This is a genomic window from Vibrio sp. HA2012, from assembly GCF_002812955.1.
Classification (GTDB): Bacteria; Pseudomonadota; Gammaproteobacteria; order Enterobacterales; family Vibrionaceae; genus Vibrio.
Window position 1 is genome coordinate 234,900 of the sequence record NZ_PFXK01000002.1, and the last position, 20,052, is coordinate 254,951.

The 20,052-nt window shown below is 45.0% G+C and carries 14 protein-coding genes; 6 read left to right on the forward strand and 8 right to left on the reverse strand.

The features are described 5' to 3' along the window. Window positions 1-44: 44 nt before the first annotated feature. Genes CSW98_RS04935 through CSW98_RS04950 form a run of 4 tightly spaced genes read left to right on the forward strand, consistent with a single transcriptional unit; the run spans window position 45 to window position 4,692 of the window. Window positions 45-494 carry a MarR family winged helix-turn-helix transcriptional regulator gene (locus CSW98_RS04935; protein ID WP_100799349.1) on the forward strand — a complete coding sequence of 150 codons (450 nt, stop codon included), beginning with the start codon at window positions 45-47 and terminating at the stop codon, window positions 492-494. Between the two features lie 27 nt (window positions 495-521). Next, on the forward strand, window positions 522-1,940 hold the full coding sequence (locus CSW98_RS04940; RefSeq protein WP_157810334.1) for an efflux transporter outer membrane subunit: 1,419 nt from the start codon (window positions 522-524) through the stop codon (window positions 1,938-1,940). 56 nt (window positions 1,941-1,996) lie between these two features. After that, window positions 1,997-3,148 (forward strand): HlyD family secretion protein, encoded by a 1,152-nt coding sequence (locus CSW98_RS04945; protein ID WP_232733474.1) that lies wholly within the window; start codon window positions 1,997-1,999, stop codon window positions 3,146-3,148. Window positions 3,149-3,171: 23 nt separating this feature from the next. Then, entirely contained in the window at window positions 3,172-4,692 is a 1,521-nt protein-coding gene (locus CSW98_RS04950) for a DHA2 family efflux MFS transporter permease subunit (RefSeq protein ID WP_100799352.1), read from the forward strand. Between the two features lie 93 nt (window positions 4,693-4,785). Here the strand turns inward: CSW98_RS04950 and fruA are convergent, their stop codons facing one another. The 3 genes from fruA to fruB are packed head-to-tail and all read right to left on the reverse strand — an operon-like array spanning window position 4,786 to window position 8,642. Further along, entirely contained in the window at window positions 4,786-6,516 is a 1,731-nt protein-coding gene (gene fruA / locus CSW98_RS04955; protein ID WP_100799353.1) for a PTS fructose transporter subunit IIBC, read from the reverse strand. Between the two features lie 37 nt (window positions 6,517-6,553). Then, complete coding sequence (gene pfkB / locus CSW98_RS04960; protein ID WP_100799354.1) at window positions 6,554-7,495, reverse strand: 1-phosphofructokinase; 942 nt, start codon at window positions 7,493-7,495, stop codon at window positions 6,554-6,556. A gap of 10 nt (window positions 7,496-7,505) precedes the next feature. Beyond that, complete coding sequence (gene fruB / locus CSW98_RS04965) at window positions 7,506-8,642, reverse strand: fused PTS fructose transporter subunit IIA/HPr protein (RefSeq protein WP_100799355.1); 1,137 nt, start codon at window positions 8,640-8,642, stop codon at window positions 7,506-7,508. Window positions 8,643-8,941: 299 nt separating this feature from the next. Here fruB and cra point away from each other — a divergent pair, with 299 nt between their 5' ends. Beyond that, window positions 8,942-9,919 carry a catabolite repressor/activator gene (cra, locus tag CSW98_RS04970; RefSeq protein ID WP_100799610.1) on the forward strand — a complete coding sequence of 326 codons (978 nt, stop codon included), beginning with the start codon at window positions 8,942-8,944 and terminating at the stop codon, window positions 9,917-9,919. A 191-nt stretch (window positions 9,920-10,110) separates the two neighbouring features. Then, on the forward strand, window positions 10,111-12,036 hold the full coding sequence (locus tag CSW98_RS04975; RefSeq protein ID WP_100799356.1) for an amylosucrase: 1,926 nt from the start codon (window positions 10,111-10,113) through the stop codon (window positions 12,034-12,036). Between the two features lie 60 nt (window positions 12,037-12,096). Here CSW98_RS04975 and CSW98_RS04980 read toward each other — a convergent pair whose 3' ends face one another. The 5 genes from CSW98_RS04980 to CSW98_RS05000 all read right to left on the reverse strand — a co-directional run bounded on the left by CSW98_RS04980 (window position 12,097) and on the right by CSW98_RS05000 (window position 20,040). Further along, window positions 12,097-13,974 carry a methyl-accepting chemotaxis protein gene (locus tag CSW98_RS04980; protein ID WP_100799357.1) on the reverse strand — a complete coding sequence of 626 codons (1,878 nt, stop codon included), beginning with the start codon at window positions 13,972-13,974 and terminating at the stop codon, window positions 12,097-12,099. A gap of 259 nt (window positions 13,975-14,233) precedes the next feature. Beyond that, window positions 14,234-17,083 (reverse strand): EAL domain-containing protein, encoded by a 2,850-nt coding sequence (locus CSW98_RS04985; RefSeq protein WP_100799358.1) that lies wholly within the window; start codon window positions 17,081-17,083, stop codon window positions 14,234-14,236. A gap of 104 nt (window positions 17,084-17,187) precedes the next feature. Beyond that, complete coding sequence (locus tag CSW98_RS04990; RefSeq protein ID WP_100799359.1) at window positions 17,188-18,567, reverse strand: sensor histidine kinase; 1,380 nt, start codon at window positions 18,565-18,567, stop codon at window positions 17,188-17,190. Further along, window positions 18,527-19,222, reverse strand: coding sequence for a response regulator transcription factor (locus CSW98_RS04995; RefSeq protein ID WP_100799360.1), 696 nt, complete (start codon window positions 19,220-19,222; stop codon window positions 18,527-18,529). Before CSW98_RS04995 ends, CSW98_RS04990 begins: the two co-directional genes overlap by 41 nt. Further along, window positions 19,222-20,040, reverse strand: a complete 819-nt coding sequence (locus CSW98_RS05000; protein WP_100799361.1) for a MipA/OmpV family protein — start codon at window positions 20,038-20,040, stop codon at window positions 19,222-19,224. Before CSW98_RS05000 ends, CSW98_RS04995 begins: the two co-directional genes overlap by 1 nt. Window positions 20,041-20,052 lie beyond the last annotated feature (12 nt).

The following is a 20,052-nucleotide window of genomic DNA, read 5'->3' on the forward strand; positions in this document are numbered from 1 at the left end:
CAATTAATGACATGTCAACTTAACTAAAGGGCAGCAAGTTTATTATGAAAAATAGTCCGTTACTGAATAGTTCTGTAGAGGACAACATCGGTCTACTGATAGGGAGCTGTAACCGGATAAAAGATCGTCTGCTCGATCAACATCTGCAGGAAGAAGGCATCACAGGCACACAGGCGAAGGTACTCTTTTCGATCTATCGCTGTAAGCTGAGTCGTCAGTGCGATATCGGTAAAAAACTGAATGTGGATGGCAGTGCGGTAACTCGTATGTTGGATCGCATGGAAAAGAAAGGGCTGATCACCCGTACTCAGTCGGAACATGACCGACGTGAAATACGGGTAGAGCTTACGGAAAGCGGACTTGATGTTACTTTACGGGCTGTCCGGTTGGCTTATATGGCTATCGAAGAGCTATGCCAGCCATTGTCTGATGACGAAACAGAAATACTGAGAAATATACTTAAAAAAGTCATTGCATTTCATTGTATTGGCTAAAGAACTATATCAGTGAGGGATTTTAGTTTGTTAAAAAAACTACCTATGGCTTTGGTTGCGCTGCCATTTATTTACGGGTGCAGTGCTCCGGATAATATCCAGCCGACAGCTCAGTTTAACACCAGTGCGATTGAACAAAGTGAATCATTACAAAACCGTCTTAGTGCTGTCGAATGGCCGGTTACCCGTTGGTGGGAGCAGTATCAGGATCCACAGCTCAATCGTCTGATTGAACAGGCGGTTAGTGATAATCCGGACATGTCTCTGGCGGATGCTCGTCTTAAGCAAGCGTCTGCTTTCGTTGATCAGGCCGATGCTCAGTTTGATCCGAATGTGTCGGCTGATGCCAGTGTGCGCCGCTCACGATTTTCCCGGCTTGAAGACTACTCTTTTGAAGGTAATCAATACAGTACTAGCCGTTCATTAGGGCTGAATGCCAGTTATAGTTTCGACCTGTGGGGAGGAAAGAAAGCGGCATGGGAGGCCAGTGTCGATAGCCTGCATGCAGCTGAAGTGGAACATCAGGCTGCGGTGATCAGTCTGTCCGGTGCAGTAGTGAAAACCTATGTTCAGCTTGCCAGCGCTTATGCGCTGGAAGATTTGGCACGTAAGGATCTTGAGCGTAATCAGCATATTGAATTGATCACGCAGAGACTTCTGGATAATGGGTTGACTTCAGAAGACCGGTTATATACAGCACAGAGTGCAGCAGCAGCAGCACAGCAGGTATTGAAAACCCGCGCCTTAACCGTTGCAAAAACAACCAATGCACTGGCAGCATTGCTCGGAGCAGGTCCTGATGCAGCACAGTCTATTCAACGACCAGTCATTAAGGTAAATAGTGATATCACTATACCGGCAAATTTGCCGGCAGAATTGATCGGTCGTCGCCCGGATATTACTGCGGCTAAATGGCGGGTGGAAGCCGCAGATAAGCAGATTACCGTAGCAAAGACCCGTTTTTATCCCAATTTTAATCTGTCGGCCATGGCTGGATTTAAAGCAGTGCTCGGTGATGCAATGTTCGAAGATGTGAGCCGGTCATGGAATGTGACTCCTGCCGTGTCTTTACCTCTGTTTCGCTCTGGATTAAAGGCGGATCTACGCAGTACCACTGCAGATTACGATATAGCGGTGACTCAGTATAACAAAACCCTGATACAAGCTTTGAATGACGTCGCAGATAATATTCTTACGTTGCAGTCTGTTGAACTTCAATTGACCGATGCAAAACGCAGCATGGAGCTGGCGGAGAAAAGTTATCACATTACAGAACAGCGATATCAGGCTGGCATGGGTAGTCAACTGGAAACACTGATGGCAGAGCAGCAGTTGCTCGCATCGGAGTCTATGTATACGCAGTTGAAAAATCAGCAGCAGGAAACACAGGTTCTGTTAATTCAATCTCTTGGTGGCGGCTTTCAGAACGCTTCCGAAGAACAATAATCTCTGCAGATACGAACGAGTAAGGTCATATAATGCAAACTACACCAGAGACGCATATGAATTCAAATAAAAGCAAGCGTAAAAAAGGTTTTACCGTCTTTTTCCTATTGATCATCCTCGCTGCGGGCGCGGCAGGATACTACTACGTTAATTTTCTTGAGGGCAGTGAAAGTACAGAGGATGCCTACGTCAGTGGTAACCTGGTACAGATTACGCCGGAAATTCAGGGTACAGTGACCAGTATTCTGGTTGATGACGGGGACTATGTCGAGAAAGGGCAAGAGCTGGTGTATTTTGACAGCGCGGATGCTGAGATAAATTTTGAAGCTGCGGAAGCCAATCTTGGTCAGGCTGTTCGGCAGGTTCGCTCTCAGTTTAACGGTGTGGCTCAGGCTCAGGCAGTTGTTGACGAGCGCTTGATCGCACTGAAAAAAGCCCAGAGGGATTATGAACGCCGGAAAAATATGGTTGAAGCGGGAGGTTTATCCCGCGAAGAACTGAGCCATGCGAAAGATACCGTCAGCTCGGCACAAAAAGCACTGGACGTTGCCAGACAACAACTGAATGGACAGAAAGCCATGGTTGGTAATACCACAGTGGAAAGTCATCCGATTGTGACTGCGGCTGTAGCCCGCTTGCGACAAGCTTATCTTGAGCAGCATAGAACACACCTGATCGCACCGGTTTCCGGTTATGTTGCACGCCGTAATGTTCAGGTCGGGCAGCGGGTGGTTCCGGGAACCGCTTTGATGGCTGTTGTACCTCTGTCTGATGTCTGGGTAGAGGCCAACTTTAAAGAAACGCAGTTGAAAGATATGCGTATCGGACAGCCGGTTGTTCTGACTGCGGATCTATATGGTGAAGATGTTCAGTATCATGGCCGTGTTGAAAGTCTGGGTATTGGTACGGGGAGTGCTTTCTCTGTATTGCCAGCACAAAACGCAACGGGTAACTGGATCAAAGTGGTTCAGCGTTTGCCTGTGCGCATCACTCTGGACCGCGATGAACTGGATCAACATCCGCTACGTATCGGTCTGTCTATGATTGCTGAAGTCGATATCCGTTCTAAAGATGGTGATTTGCTTGCGATGTCATCGCCAGAAGCCCCTCGTTTTGAGACGGATGTTTATCAGCAGAATCTTGCCGGTGTACAGAATATTGTGGCACAGATCATTAAGCAGAATGACGTGATTAGTGTGAGTCAGTAATTCCGACTGGAGTATAATTTCAGATGAGTCAGTCCGAGAATTTTCAACCTAAAAACCTGGCACTGTGTACCTTTGCGATATCTCTGGGGGTATTTATGCAGGTGCTGGACAGTACGATAGCCAACGTATCTTTGCCGACGATTGCCGGTAACATGGGGGTAAGTCTGAATCAGGGAACCTGGGTGATTACCTCATTCACGGTCAGTAATGCGATAGGTCTTCCTGTCACTGCCTGGTTAAGTCGACGTGTTGGTGAAGTCCGGCTGTATGTGGCGGCGCTGGTTTTCTTTCTTATTACCTCATTTCTTTGTGGTGCAGCGCAGTCAATGGGACAACTGGTGTTGTTCCGGACTCTACAGGGGCTCGCAGCTGCGCCTTTGTTTCCTATGAGTCAGGTGCTGCTGCTGTCCATCTTCCCGAAAGAAAAACGTAGCATGGCGCTGGCACTACTCGGAATGGTTGCTGTTGTCGGACCGATTGTGGGGCCTATCCTTGGCGGCTGGCTGACTTATGACTACAGCTGGCCATGGATCTTCTTTATCAATATCCCAATCGGTATTTTTACCATTGCAGTTGTGCTTTCTGAACTGAAAGATAAGCCACATCAGCCAGCCAGGGGTAAACTTGACTGGGTTGGCCTGAGTACTATGGTTCTTGGGGTCGGTGTATTGCAGATTGTGCTGGATAAAGGCAATGAGCTGGACTGGTTTAACAGTTCGTGGATTATTGCCGGTACGGTGTTTGCTGTGCTCATGCTGGTGGCTATGGTTATCTGGGAACTTACTGATGATCAGCCGATTATTAATCTGAAGTTGTTCGCAAACCGGAATTTCTGCATTGGTACGATTGTTCTGACTCTTGGTTTTGCCAGTTTTTTCAGCATCAACCTGATCCTGCCGCAATGGCTGCAGAGTCAGATGGGTTACACGGCTTTCTGGTCGGGATTAGCGGCTGCTCCGATGGGTGTTCTGCCACTGTTTCTGACCCCTGTGCTCGGACGTTTCGGACCTAAGCTTGATATGCGTATTCTGGCTGCTTTTTCGTTTGTAGTGATGGGGGTTAGCTGTTATTTGCGCGCTCAGTTTAATACAGATGTGGACTTTACTACTATTGCGCTAGTCCAGCTGTTTATGGGGATTGGTATTTCGTTATTTTTTATGCCGATGACCACCATATTGCTGTCTGATCTGCATGGGCCAGAGGTTGCGGATGCAGCATCGTTGTCAACGTTTATTCGGACGTTAGGAGCCAGTTTTGCTTCATCACTGACAACCTGGTTCTGGACACACAATGCCAGTGTGCACCATTCAGTGTTAACTGAACATGTATCGCCATATAATCCAGCCGCTCAGCTGTGGGTAAATGGTGGAGTTGCCGAGTTGACTCAGGCTAATAATATAGTGACACATCAGGCATTTATGCTATCAACGCTGGATCTGTTTGAACTGTTACAGTGGTGTTTTATTGTGCTTGTCCCCTTCATTTTCCTGACCGTTTACCGCAAACCGGAAAGCCACGCTGGTGGTGCCGGAGCCGCTCATTAATATCATTCACCTCAGGATATAAAAAAGGGACACTTAGATAAGTGTCCCAATAAATGCCTACGGGGGCGGAGGCAAAATCATTAAAATATGATATTAATCTTTCGCTACATGATGATTTTTCAGGAACGCGTAACCGAAACCAGTTACCGCAGTACCTGCTGCGATAGCAACGATGTACATCAGTACCGGGCTGATAGCTCCTGGAATTAGCAGTACAAACAGACCACCGTGTGGAGCCATTAGTTTAGCGCCGAATAGCATAGACAGAGCACCTGTTACCGCACCACCAGCCATACAGGCAGGGATTACACGCATTGGGTCTTTTGCCGCGAATGGAATCGCACCTTCAGAGATAAAGCACAGACCCAGTACGAAAGAGGCAATACCACCTTCACGTTCATCTTCATTGAACTTGCTGCGGGCAAGGAAAGTCGCCAGACCCATACCCAGAGCAGGAACCATACCTGCAGCCATGATGGCAGCCATTGGCAGATATTGCTCAGAAGCCAGCAGACCGACACCGAAAGTATAAGCGGCTTTATTTACCGGACCACCCAGGTCGAAACACATCATTGCGCCAAGGATAATACCCAGAAGAACAGCGTTTGCACTACCCATGTTAGTCAGGAAGTCAGTCATTGCTTTCATGATTGCTGCAACAGGGTCACCAACGACGTAGATCATAACCAGACCGGTAAACAGAGTCGCAACCAGAGGGATGATCAGGATTGGTTTCAGTGCTTCCATAGTTTGTGGAAGCTGAACTTTTTCAGCAACAAATTTTGCAGAATAACCGGCGATGAAACCCGCTGCGATACCACCCAGGAAGCCTGCGCCGATAGACGATGCCAGCATACCACCGACAAGACCAGGTGCAAGCCCCGGACGGTCAGCGATGGAGAAGGCGATGTAACCAGCCAGAACTGGAATCATCAGAGCAAAAGCAGAACCGCCACCAATTTTCATCAGAGCCGCTGCCAGTGTTCCTTCTTCTTTAAATGCTTCGATACCGAATACAAAAGAAAGGGCAATAATCAGACCACCAGCAACCACAACAGGCAGCATGTGTGATACACCGGTCATCAGGTGCTTATACACGCCTTTTTTCTCTTCAGATGCAGATTCGCTTGAAGACTTGCCAGAATGTGAATAAACAGTTGCTTGTGCGAATGCTTTATCCATTTCTTCAGCGGTTTTCTTCAGAGCTGGACCTGTGTTTGTTTTGTACAGTTTTTTGCCGTTAAAACGATCCAGAGGAACGTCGATATCAGCGGCGATAATGACCAGATCCGCATCGGCGATTTCCTGATCCGTGAGCTGATTTTTGGCACCAACGGAACCACGGGTTTCAACCTTGATCTGATGACCTCGGCGCTTACCTTCTGCTTCCAGTGCCTCTGCCGCCATAAATGTGTGAGCAACACCGGTCGGACAAGCCGTAATTGCAACAATTTTCTTTGCGCCACCTTCGGATGCAGCAGGTGCAGTCTGAAGTGTGGTTGCTTGTGCTGCGGTCAGTTCAGTCGCATTGGCGGTGGCTTTTTCCAGCCATGCTTTAGGGTCTGCAGTGACTTCGGAAATAGCCGCCTGATACACTTTCTTACCTACGAAACGTGCTGTATCGATTGGGGTATTGGTGGCAATCACAACTGTATCTGCTTTTGCGATATCCTCTGCAGTAAGGGTTTTTCCTTCTACTACGCTGGAATGGCATTCAACCACGGCGTTCCAGTTTAGTGCCTTAGCGGCTTGTTCAAGTAATCCGGCTGCGATAATGCTGTTTGCAACACCGCTCGGACAAGCTGTGATAATGGCAATATTCATAATACTCGACCTTCTTATCTGTTAATTCCGAAGAATGTTAGTTAAGTTCTTTAAATAGAATTTCTTTTTGTAGGGTTTCAAGCTCGTCAAAGCTTGGTACGCCGACACCCACCTGCGAAACTGCTAAAGCAGAGAGAGCGGTAGCGAAACTTAATAACTGAGGTTTATCCATTTCCTGCATATGCCCCCAGCAGAGACCGGCAACTAAGGTATCCCCTGCGCCTACAGTACTAACCACCTGCATTTTTGGCGGCTGAGACCGTAGCCACTTACCTTGGTTTAACCACATAACACCGTCTGAGCCCATTGACACCACAATGTTTTCAATTCCCTTATCAGCAAGCTGCATAGCGGCTTCCTGACAAGCTTCCGGCGTGTCCAGTTCTTTTCCGACAAAATCGGAAAGTTCTTCATCGTTTGGCTTGATCAGCCAAGGATTAGCATCCAGCCCCGCAACTAAGGCATCACGGCTGCTGTCAAACAGCACCTTTTTACCTTTTTCGTGCAGGCGTTGAATCCATGAAGCACAAAGTGTTGGTGAGATGCCTTTAGGCAGGCTTCCCGCCATTACGAAATAATCGTTGTTTTCGGCAAGGCGGAACAGGTTCTCTTCGAACTGCTCAATTGCGGCCTCGTCGACAGGTACTCCGGGGAAGTTGATATCACTGACTTTTCCGGATTTTTCAACCAGCTTAACGTTGATACGGGTTCCTCCGTTTACACGGACAAATTCATCTTTAGCACCTATCTGTTCAAAAAGCTGGCAGAACAGTTCCTGATTGTCTCGACCCAAAAATCCGGTGACGGTAACTTCTGCTCCCAGATCGGACAGCACCCGGGCTACATTGACTCCTTTACCGGCAGCATGCAGGGATCCTTGTTTGACCAGGCTCACTGTACCGACATTCAGTGAATTCAGGCTACCGGTCAGATCCAGTGCCGGATTCAGGGTGATGGTGACAACTTTTTTGGTAGTCATCCTGTTCTCCTTACGCTTCGCCCAGACCTGCTGCGATAGCCGCACCGATAGCAGTCAGTGCTGCTTGTGCATCAGCACCGTCGGCGGTGAATTGCAATTCGTGATCTTTTTTCACGCCCATGGCGATGACTTTCATTAGGCTTTTTGCATTGACTGGCTTGCCGTCACCATTCAGGTTACAAACCTTGATGTTGGATTCGAATTTCTTCGCTTCAGCAACCAGCATGGCTCCCGGACGGGCATGCAGTCCGTGTGCATTTTTGATCTTAAATACAGCTGTGTTACCTTCAGATCCTGCCACTGCATCGGTTTCATCTTCACCACTGAAGAATGTCAGTAACTCTTCATTGCGAGCTTCGATAATTGCTGTTTGTTTTTTCTGGAATACCAGTTGGCTGAGTGCTTCCAGCATATTGTGGTGGGCATTGTTACAAACCGCGAAAGCGATCAGTGCTTTTACCGGCTGGTTTTTAAATGTAAATTCGGTTGATGTTGAAACAAATGACATTGCAGTCCTGCTCACAGCGGTGTTGCTGCTGACCAGCCACAGCCCTTGTCCCAGATGGGTTGGCTCTTTAGTGACCAGTTCTGCTACGAAGTCTGCTGCCACGGCTTGTTTATTTTTCAGAAGGCCACCGGCAACCGCACTTAGCTGAACCATATCGCCGGCAGGGAAGTCATGCTGAATAAGAGAAAGATCAAAATCGGCATTAAACTGAACTTCACCGTTCAGCAGAGCCATAATTTCTTCTTTGGTTGTGGCTTGTTTCAACTTCTCTTCTACACCATCGGAAGAAAGGACCTTAGTCAGTTGTTTAAGAATACCTAAGTGTTCATCAGATTTAGCGGCAATACCGATAGCCACATACACGGTATTTCCATCACTCCAATTGACACCTGCCGGGAAGTGGTGGACTGCAACACCGGTATTTTTTACAAGGTGACGTGTATCGGTTGTACCGTGCGGAATGGCGATACCATTACCTAAAAATGTTGAGTTTTGTGCTTCACGGTTAAGCATGCCTTCCACATAGCTCGCTTCAACCAGACCTTTTTCTGCCAGATCGATAGCCAGTTCACGAATTGCATTTTTCTTATCGTCTGCGGCCTGGTGGAGTTTGATGTCTTGTGTTGTCAGTTTTAGCATGTTCGCCTCTCTGGTTTCCTGGTAGAGATTGGTTGATTCTTAATCGCTGAACGGTTTGGCTGAATCGGTTCAGCAAAGCTTTAAAAAAATTCAGCAAAGCTATTTCAATGTGTTGCTGATCAGGATCTACATAATAAAAGTAGGTGATACGCTTCAAATTTCAAGTTTTGCTGAATCCTTTCAGCTTTTATACTGAATCGTTTCAGCGTATAATTCAATACAGATTAGTAATTGGCCGATAGATTTATGATCTGACGCACAGAATGATATGAGAATCTAACGGGATCTTGGTGAAAGATATGACTTTAGACGAAGTAGCAAAGTTAGCGGGTGTTTCAAAAACGACCGCTAGCTATGTAATAAACGGTAAGGCTCAAAAGTACCGGATCAGTGAAAAAACACAGAAGAAGGTGATGGCCGTTGTTGAAGAATATAACTACCGTCCGAACCTGACCGCATCTTCATTACGGGCCGGAAACAGTCGTTCATTTGGTCTTATCATTCCGGATCTGGAAAACAGCAGTTATGCCAAGCTGGCGAAATTGTTGGAACAAAACTCCCGTAAAGCAGGTTATCAGATTCTGATAGGCTGTTCCGATGACGATCCGGAAACAGAAGAAAAGCTGGCTGATGCGCTGGTCAGCCGTCGTATTGATGCTCTGTTTGTGGCCAGTTGTCTGCCGGATGGCAGTGAGTATTACCTGAATATTCAGACATCAGGAACTCCGGTTATCGCGCTTGACCGTCCACTGGATGATGAACATTTTTCCTGTGTGATCAGTGAAGATTTCAGCTCTGCTTATGAGCTGACCCATTCAGTACTGTCCGGTAATGTTGAAACGGTCGGACTGATCGGAGCATTACCCGATCTTAATGTTTCTAAAGAACGCCAGCTTGGTTTTGAAGCTGTGCTTCGGGCACAATCGAAAAAATCCATTATTGGTTATGGTGAGCATTATTCACGGGATGATGGCAAAGCAATTTTCGAAAAATGGATGAAAGAAGGTGTCTTACCTGATGCCGTTATTACGACCTCTTATGTTTTGCTGGAAGGGGTGCTGGATGTCCTTTTAGAACACCCGGCACTGATGAACCAGATCAAACTGGGTACGTTTGGTGACAGCCGCTTGCTGGATTTCTTGCCAACCAAGGTTAATTCATTGCCACAGCAGTTTGAATTGATTGCAGACAGTGCTTTGGAGTTGGCATTGAATGCTTCAGCCAAACGGTATCATACCGGTATTGAGCTGATCCCGCGTAAAATTATCCGCCGCTAATTTTCAACATTTCTTTCTTTTTTGTGAACGTTCCCAAAACAGGCGTTTTTCGCCTGTTCTATCCTGTCTCTCTATTGTGTTTTTATCTTCACCAATTTAATGAATTCTGTGCTTATTGCGATGCATGGGGTTCGCTAAATTGCTTTATATCGATGTAACAATTACGGATACAAAAGAGACAGGAGTGGTGTATGCAGTCAGAGCTGATGGGCAGAAAAGCACTAGCATTGATTTTAGAGTCGGTTGAGCTACCAAAATTAACCAAGAAAGACGAAAAAGAATTCCATAAGCGGCTGGAGCTGCATTTTCCGGCACTGATCCGTAACTTGCATCAGCTTTATGGGGAGCGTTATGATTTTTTCTATCATATTCAGCAGTTGGTAAAAGAGATGGCGGACTCTTTTGCCTCCCGAAATCGAAAATTAAAGAACAGAGATGAGCTACGCCTGAAGGAGCCGACCTGGTATCGGAGTGAGAAAATGCTGGGGATGGCTTTGTATGTGGATCTGTTTGCCGGTGATTTGAATAAGCTGAAGGAAAAGATCCCTTATCTTCAGGAGCTTGGTGTGAATTATGTGCATCTGATGCCGTTGTATAAATCACCGGAGGGTAACAGTGATGGTGGCTATGCAGTTTCTGATTACCGAAGTGTTGATCCTAAATTGGGGACGGAGAGAGAGCTGATCTCGGTTGCGGATGCATTTAATGATGCGGGGATCAGTCTGGTACTGGATTTTGTGTTTAATCACACTTCAAATGAACATGAATGGGCGAAGAAAGCCCGGGTGGGAGATGATAAATACGCCGATTTTTATTATTTCTTCGATGATGAAAAAGAAGTGGATGAATACAATCAGACCTGTCGGGAAATTTTCCCTACGGTACGTCGTGGTAGCTTCACTTTTCTGGACGATATGCAGAAGTGGGTATGGACAACATTTAATAGCTTTCAGTGGGATCTTAATTTTTCTAACCCGGCGGTTTTTAATGCTATTACCGGTGAAATGTTGTTTCTGGCGAATATTGGTTGTGAAGCGTTACGCCTGGATGCACTGGCGTTTATCTGGAAAGAGAAGTGGACGCAATGTGAAAGCTTGCCCAAGGCGCATACTCTAATCCAGTGTTTTAATCTTTGTCTGCAAATTGTTGCCCCTGCGGTACAGTTTAAATCGGAAGCTATCGTGCATCCGGATGAGGTCGCTCAATATATAGATAAGAATGAGTGTCAGCTTTCGTATAATCCGCTGATGATGGCTCTGATGTGGGAAAGCCTGGCGACCCGTGAAACTAAGTTGCTGACAGCTTCGCTGAAAAAGAGTTTTTCAATTTCACCTCAGTGTAGTTGGGTGAACTATATCCGTTGCCATGATGACATTGGTTGGACGTTTGATGATGCTATCGCAGGACAACTGGGTATTAATGGTTTTGACCATCGTAAATTCCTTAATCGGTTCTATACCGGACGTTTTGCCGGCTCTTTTGCGGAAGGGGTGCCTTTTCAGGAAAATCCGACAACTGGCGATTGTCGCGTCTGTGGTTCTCTGGCTTCTCTGGCGGGACTGGAACAGGCATTGTCAACCGGTGATCACACCGCACTGGAATATGCGCTGAAGCGGGTGCGTCTGATGAACAGTATCAGTCTGTCTATTGGCGGTATTCCGCTGATCTATCAGGGAGATGAGTTGGGAATGCTTAATGATCACAGTTATCTGAATGATGAGCATAAGAGAGATGATTCCCGTTGGGTAAATCGCCCCTATATTACGGAAGAAGCACTGAAACTGGCTCTTCAGGGCGAGGCTCCGCAAGCCAGAATTCATCGTGAACTTAAACACATGATTCAACTACGACAGGAAAACCCGGTATTCGGAGAGGCTGGCACTGAGATACTGGAAACCTATCAGCCTCATCTCTTTGCCTATGTGCGGCAACATGAAAATGGCGACAAAATGCTGGCGATCTGTAATTTTAGCGAGCAGGAACAGCGTGTACCGCTTTCCATCTGTGATGTACTGGGCTCCCGGAGTGTGGAAGATATGCTGCAGGGCAAAATTGCTGACTACGGTAACGAAATTATTCTCGAGGCGTATGATGTATTGTGGCTGAAGGCTGTCTGAGTATAAATGAACAAGGGCATAATATTATGCCCTTGCTACTGATCTTATGTTCAGAGATCGTTAAATCTTAAAGTACCCCAGTTCGCTTCTCTGAGCTTCGGCCAGTTGAGCCAGTTCAGACGATGCCTGCAGGGTCTGATGAATGGCTGCTACGTTTTTATGTACCAGGTCAAACGTGTGTGTGGTGGATTGCGATATTTCTTCGGTGACAGCAAATTGCTGCTGTGATGCCGTAGCAACCAGAGTATTGATATCTGAGATAGATTCCGTTGCTGCAGTAATCTCCTCGAACGCAGCTTTAATGTGATCTGCAAGAGTTACGGATTCCTGAATCAGTCCAACGTTCTCTGCCATGTTCTTATTGGCTTTTTCTGACTGAGACTGCAATTTTTCGATAATTTCCTGAATGCTGACAGTGGATTCCTGAGTTTTTGATGCCAGATTTCTGACTTCATCAGCAACGACAGCAAAACCGCGTCCCTGTTCTCCTGCCCGAGCGGCTTCAATAGCGGCATTCAGGGCCAGCAGGTTTGTTTGTTCAGAGATATTATTAATAACTTCTGTTACCGAGCCGATTTCAAGTACAAAACGACTCAGTTCATCCACTATGCCCGCTGTTGTTGTTACCGACTCATTTATCTGGTCGGTCAGAACAATATTTTTTTCCAGTGTCTGTTTGCCGCTTTCTACGCTGGACTGGGCTTTTCTGGCTTCATCCTCTGCCATTACTGCCTTGTCACTGACTTCCTGAGAGGTTGAAGACAGTTCATTGATAGCCGTAGAAACCTGTTCTATTTGCTGGAGTTCATCCTGAGCATTGTTCTGGGTTTCGCTCATGACCACATTCAGTTCCTGAGCGGCAGATGATACGTTTTCAGAGATATTGTGTGAGTTTTTAATCAGTGTTGCTAACTGAGCCGACAGGTTGACCAGAGAACGATAGATCCCGGTTTCTTTTCCTGTAGGAGTCATATCTTGTGTCAGATCGCCACCGGCCATTTTTTCCATCAGACCGGCAATATCCTCCGGGATACCACCGACAGGCCGGATCACCAGACGGTTGATAGTACTGGTTAGAACGAAGCCTGCAATGATAAGGCTAAGCAGACCGGTAATGGCGGCTGAGATCAACTGACTGTCAGCACCTTGCTCAATATTGCTGTTATCAATAAAAGTAACAAAATTCCAGCCATTGACATCCATATGGTCCCAGAATGCTGTAAAGTCTGCATCCTTACCATCGACTTGTGCTGTATAACTGAGTTCGGGGGTGCTTTTGCTGAATTTTTTGTATAGGGGTCTGGACTGGAAGATATTCTTACCGATTAACTCTGGGTAAGGCGCACTGAGAATGGTTCCATTTCCGGTATAAAGAAACATATCTCCCCGTTTATTCACGCTATCCAGCAGAGCCTCGGCCTTAATATTGGATAAAATAGCCATAGAGCTGTTTAGCTTATAGATAACCGCAAGAACGGTATTTCCTGTCGTAGCAGATTGATAAGGCGGAGAGATATAGAAATCTCGGCCCTGATTAAATATGGCATTATAGTAGTCGCGATTCAGAGTCCGTGCATTGGCTGGCAGTTTGCCGGTTTCGTTAAATAGTCCGCCATCTTTTGTGACCACAGCGACACCATCGGTAATGTTATGTTGTGCCTGAAGCAGGGAATGGATCTGTAAGACAGCAGATGCGGAAAGTTGTTCTCCCTGCAAATCTTGTTCGGTTATCGCAGTTGATGAAAGCAGTAGGCGGTAGCTATTAATTTTTCCTGTTAATTTGGCTTCAACAGTGGCATTTTTTTCCCGCAGCAGTTCTTTATGCAGAGAAATACTTTCTTCTCTGAAAGAGTTGTAATCTAAGGCTGCCAGTATAATTACAATAGTGACGATAAGTGCGCTTAAGGTACCTATGATCTGGAGTCTGAATTTATTCATTGTAAGCTCTTTAATTTGTTTTTATTTATAGGGGAATGTACTGTATCCGGTTCAATAATCAGCAGGACGAGTGTGGATTAAACGTCTGCCTAGTTTAGCCAACTAATAATGAAACCGGGTACATTGTTATAGTATCGGATCTTATAAACTGAAACTACAAGCAATAATTAATAAAAATCCGATTTTAACGGCATTTTTATGCAAACGATTACTTTTTTATAAGCCAATGATTTCATTATAAAGTGAAATCAGATGAATATTATTTTGTCCCCCATTCTGTTGGGGCTTTCCAGTTATTTAACCAGGTTACAATTTGCCCTGCGGGCATAGGTCTGGCAATCCCATATCCCTGTGCATAACGGTAGCCCATATTTTTTAACTGTACACCGTGTTCGTTGGTCTCCATGCCTTCTGCAATCACTTTTATATTAAAGGCTTGACATAAGGCAAGAATTCCCTGAAGGATCATTCTGTCTTCATCATCGTCCAGCATATCAATGACAAAGCTGTTATCTACTTTTAGAACATTGACAGGTAACTGTTTCAGGTAAGTCAGGGAGGAGAAACCAGTACCAAAATCGTCCAGAGCAAAATGGATCCCCAGTTTTTGGCACTCACGAATTTTGTCGGCAACGCCGGTCAGATTATCCAGTGCCTGAGATTCTACAATTTCCAGTTCCAGTAAGGATGCATTCAGTTCCGGGTATTTATCCAGTTCATTCTTCATGCGTTCTGCCAGATTGTCCTGTCTGAAATAGAGATGGCTGGCATTTATGCTGACAGGCACCGATATTCCCTGACAGCGCCATTGTTCCAGTTGGCGCAGCGCTTCTTGTACAACCCACTCATCGATATCGACCATCAGACTGTGTTGCTCGACATCCGGTAAAAAGGTCCCGGGAGGCAGTAAACCTTCTTTCGGATGCTGCCAGCGTATCAAGGCTTCCAGTCCGATCACCTTCCCGCTGACCAGATCCACTTTTGGCTGATAGAACAAGCAGAACTCATTCTGTTTTAATCCTCGGGAGATGTCGTTTAATAGTTTTTCCTGTTTTAGTGCATTTTCTTCTGTTTGTGCATCAAAAAAGTGGAAGCCGTTACGGCCTTTATTTTTAGCTACATACATAGCCTGATCAGCCTGACGCAGTAGAATATCTGCTTCTGTACGTACGGACTGGGGAAAGCTGGTTACCCCAAAACTGGCTGTTACAGACAGTGTATTGTTTTTGTACACAACGGGTTCGGAGATGATAGTCAAAAGTTTATGAATGACTTCGAGATCATTCTCTGGTCCTTGTGAATCGAGCAATAACACAATAAATTCGTCGCCACCGAAACGGGCAACCGTATCATTCGCACGTATGGCATCCCGTACCCGTTGTGCAATAATTTTAAGCAGATGATCGCCGTTGTCATGTCCAAACAGATCATTAATTTCCTTAAATCCATCCAGATCAAAATACAAAATAGTGATACGGGAATTAACCCTGTCGACATATTTCATTGCCTGCTGGAGACGGTCAGAAAAGAGAATTCGGTTTGGCAACCCGGTCAGTTGGTCATGATGAGCGATATGTTCTAACTGTTGTTCATGAATTTTCTGCTCAGTGATATCCACTGATATGCCACACAACCCATATACCATACCATCTGAATTGACAAGAGGTACTTTTGTCGTCTGGATACTGCGATGTTTATTCGGGTCATTGTTCCAGAAATTTTCTTCTTCTTTATACAATTTTCGGGTTGTCAGCACCAGTTCATCCGCCTGCATAATATATGCTGCTGATTCCGGGTCATACAATTGATCCACGGTTCTGGATACAATCTGTTGCAAGGTGAGCCCCAGATATGAGCACAGAGACTGATTGGCAAAAAGGTAACGACCTTTTGCATCTTTCATATAGATATAAGCATCAATGTTATCCAGAATGGTTCTGAGGCGTTGTTCTTTTTCTTCCAGAATATCGTTGTGTTTACGACGTAATCGGTTCTGGTGAGCCAATACAATGGTCAGCAGACATAAGAGAAGCATAATGATGCTAATGACTGTTATTTCTTTCCAGTATCTGGTCAGTATAGAGTTATCGGTGTCACGGTAACGAATATCGGCTGCAGATGGCAGTAGTGATGTGGAGATATGAAATTTTTCCAATTGCTGGTAATCAAAAATAGGTAGATTCGGGCTTTTCATTAGAATCGGTACTGATTTTACCGGAGAGCCTTCAAGGAGTTGCCTGGCTTTTATTGCTGCCTGCCGCCCCTGTTCTTCAAGACTAACCAGTATTCCGCCCACAATACCGTTTCCCATTCCGTGTTCATAGATATGAAATACCGGTGCTTTAACCCAATTCATTATCAGGCTGAGAGATTTTTCAAATGATAAGCTGTCATTGACTGAGTCCCGGTAGGCCGCCAGCAGCAGAACACTATCATCGGGGGAAAGCTGTCGCAGAGCATCAAAAAACTGAGGCCAGCGTAGATGGGACAAATCTAGTACTTTGAATGGCAGGGTTGGGTAGTGTTTCTGGAATGAAAGTGCCCGGCGTAAATCAGACTGTCCAGTCGGAGTTCCGTCTGCAATAATATACAACTGCTTCATTGACGGCCGTAACCGGTAGATGAGATCAATTGTTTCACCGACAGAGACTGATTCAACCACACCGGTAACCGTTGGGTTTGGGTGCTCAACCAATTGTGTCGCCAGCTCATAGTTGTTCAGACCGAGAAAAACGACGGGCGCACCGGGAAAAAGAGAGTCGCCATATTTCAGCACAAAATGCAGAGCGTTATCGTCTGCGGTGATCACCAGATCATAAGGTGGGCGGTGTGCCAGTTTATAGGTCAGGTTCTGACGGAATAGCTCAACACTGGTTGCATCATACAGACGTTTACTGTCCATATACTCGACGTCAATAGTCGGTGGATTTTCTCCAAACCCATTGATAATACCCTGATAAATTTGGGGAACGGTAGGGAAAGTCGTATGGTAGGAGTGGATCAGGAGAACCCGGGAATCAGAAATATTAGCCGGCCTTGCTGATAAAGCTGGCCGAACATATGCTAATGTCACCAGAAATGTAATGATGATAACCGTTAATTTGTGCACTCCAGCCCCTACCCAACATCTTGTTCTGATAGAAAAAGTTTAGCTGGTATTTAGCTGTTTTTAAATAAAAGAGCAGAATGTCTTTTAGAGATAAGTTTTGTGTCTTAATTATGCGGATTAGCGTGTATTTCTATTGTTAACCCAACAGTATTGTTGACTGCAATTAAATCCCAGTTATGTGCCAGAGAGATCTCTTTGCATATGGATAAACCGAGTCCGGCTCCGGTATCTTTTCTCTCTGCTCCTTTCCAGAAACGGTCAAATAGTTTATCCAAATCTTGTTCTGCTACTCCGGTTCCCTGATCCGATACTTTGATTAATTTCTTATCCAGAAGGATTCCTACTTGCGACCCGGAAGGTGAGTGTTGTATTGCATTTTCGACCAGATTTTTCAGTAGCGTAAAGAGTGCACCTTTATCTGCATGCCACATCGAAAGTACTGGAGTGACGGTGACATGAATAGAAATATTATGAGCATTTGCCATGCGTTTTAGATACCCGGAAACTTCATTCGCAATATCTGCCGGGTTAACAAGAGTAAATATATAATTATTTTCTTCACTTACTTCAGCAAGCATGAGCAATTGTTGTACTTGTCTTGTCATATAGTCAACATCACTCATCAGCCAGTATTTTTCTTCACTGTCCGGCATGACATCAAGTTGTGTTTTGAGTAAAGCGATAGGCGTTTTTAGCTCGTGAGCTGCTGTTGCCAGAAATTCCTGTTGTAATCTGAACCCTTTTTCTAAGCGATTGAGGACATGATTGAAGCTATCTATCATGGGTATAAGCTCTGTGGGCATCCCCGACTTATCTAATCTGGCTTGAAGTGAACGAGGGGAAATTAGTTGTGCTGACTGAGATACACGTCGTAGAGGGCGCAAGGCATATTTAAGAGTTAAATGTGCACATAAACCGAATACAACGAAGAGAACAAATGAGAAAATAGTAATGCCTTCTTCGGTAAACCGGAAGCCAAAGGTACTATGAGAAAACTGCATAAATCTGCGACTTACAGCAACTTGTACATACCACTGATTACCATCGCGCACAAATGGATGTGTTGAGGCATCAAAAGGGATCCCTTGATTGACAAAGTGAAAGATATTTTTTTCATTTGGAGTAAAAGGTAAATCAGAGGGCCAAATAGGCAAAGATGACGATTTAAATACGGTATTACCTTTGCTGTCTAATACCCTTACCGCTAATTCCGATTGCAGGCTTTGTAGCATCCAAGACATGATATAATCATCATCAGATGCGATACTGGTTGGTTTCCCTTTTTCATTGAATTCTACCTTTTTGGTTATTGCATGAGAGTATTCGGCAATATCTAGCTGGGCATAGAAGTTTTTATTGAAGGAGAGTAGGGCATAACTTACAGAAATAATGAGAAAGATACTTAATAAAGCGCCGATTACATAAGCAATGAGGATTTGTCGGCTAATGCTGGTGGTTAACAGTAATGCTATCCTGGAGAACATAACCTACACCTCTTATATTACTGACTTGCATTCTGGATTGTAAAGATTTTAGTTTCCGTCGTATCCGATGTAGTGATACGTCCAGTGCATTGGGAGTAACTGGTTCGCTGAGTCCCCATCCGGCGGCTTCTAATGCACCGTGCCTTACAATATGACCTTCTTTTTTTACCAGTAAAAGCATAATTTGCATTTCTGCGTTTGAAAGTATTTCGCACTGGTCTTTGCAAATTATCGTATTGGTTTGCGGGTCAAGAGTGATATCTCCGCATGCAGGTGATGAAACTACTGCTATAACCGGACGTCGTAACAAGGCTTTTACCCTTGCAACCAGTTCTGCCATTTCAAATGGTTTACTCAGATAGTCGTCTGCTCCTGATTCCAGACCGTCTACGCGATCGTGCAAGGAATTTTTGGCTGTTAACATGAGACAAGGAACCATATTTCCATGTTGTCTGAGCCTTTTTACCCACTCTAAACCATCTCCATCGGGCAATCCCCGGTCTATTACTAGGACACTGTATTCAATACACAAAAGTGCTTTTTCAGCATGATCAATTTTATGAAATACGTCAACCATGATACCGCCGGCAGTTAGTCCTTGCAGTATCAGATTTGCTAAACGGTCATGATCTTCAAGTAATAAAATTCTGTTCATTAGAATCTGTGTATATAACCTATTGAAAATATTTTTTTAGTGGTGTTATCGACAAGAGGACTGTCTTCAGTCGCTGAGGGAAGTTGTTTTGTACTTACATCAGCAAATAAGAAGTTGGTTTTATTCATCGAGTATGTGAGTCGAGCCCCTAGCTCGCTGATTAATCCCGCATCTCCTTCAAATTCCGGTCGTGTCGATAGAGCTTCATCTTCTTTAACTCCATAATAATAGTCGAAATATTCGGATGTACTATACTGAATATTCAGTCGTGGAGTGAGGGTGAATTGATTAACTTGCCACGTTTTTTCAATCTGTAGGCCAACAGATGATGCACTAAATTCGTTGGTTATAGAATGCGAAAGTTTTCCTTCAAACTGATAGTCACTGATTTCAAATGCAGCCAATACTCCTCCCCATAAAGTACCTCTGCGGTTTTCCATTTTATCAAAGATATAGGAGTCTGATGACGAATAGCCAGCAAAATCATATTCAATAAATGGTCTGAGTCTTACCTGTCTCAGCGATGAGATGTCAGTTTTTGACCATTTGTATTCAATTGAAGATCCGGAGAATTTTATATACTCATTTTCATAGCCGATAACAGGAAGAACAGACTTTTTCTTCTCTTCCCCTATGTATTCAGAGGAACTGGTCTGCACAAAGCCCCCCAGACTATAGATTTCATCAGAACTATATTGAGCGTTCTTTTTATTTGCGTAACAGGGATAAGAGGTGGATATGGTGACTAAGCCCATGAGCAATAACATATATTTGATGTGATAGGAATGTCTTTTCTCGGTGGCAATGTATGTCAGCATTGACTGAACCCT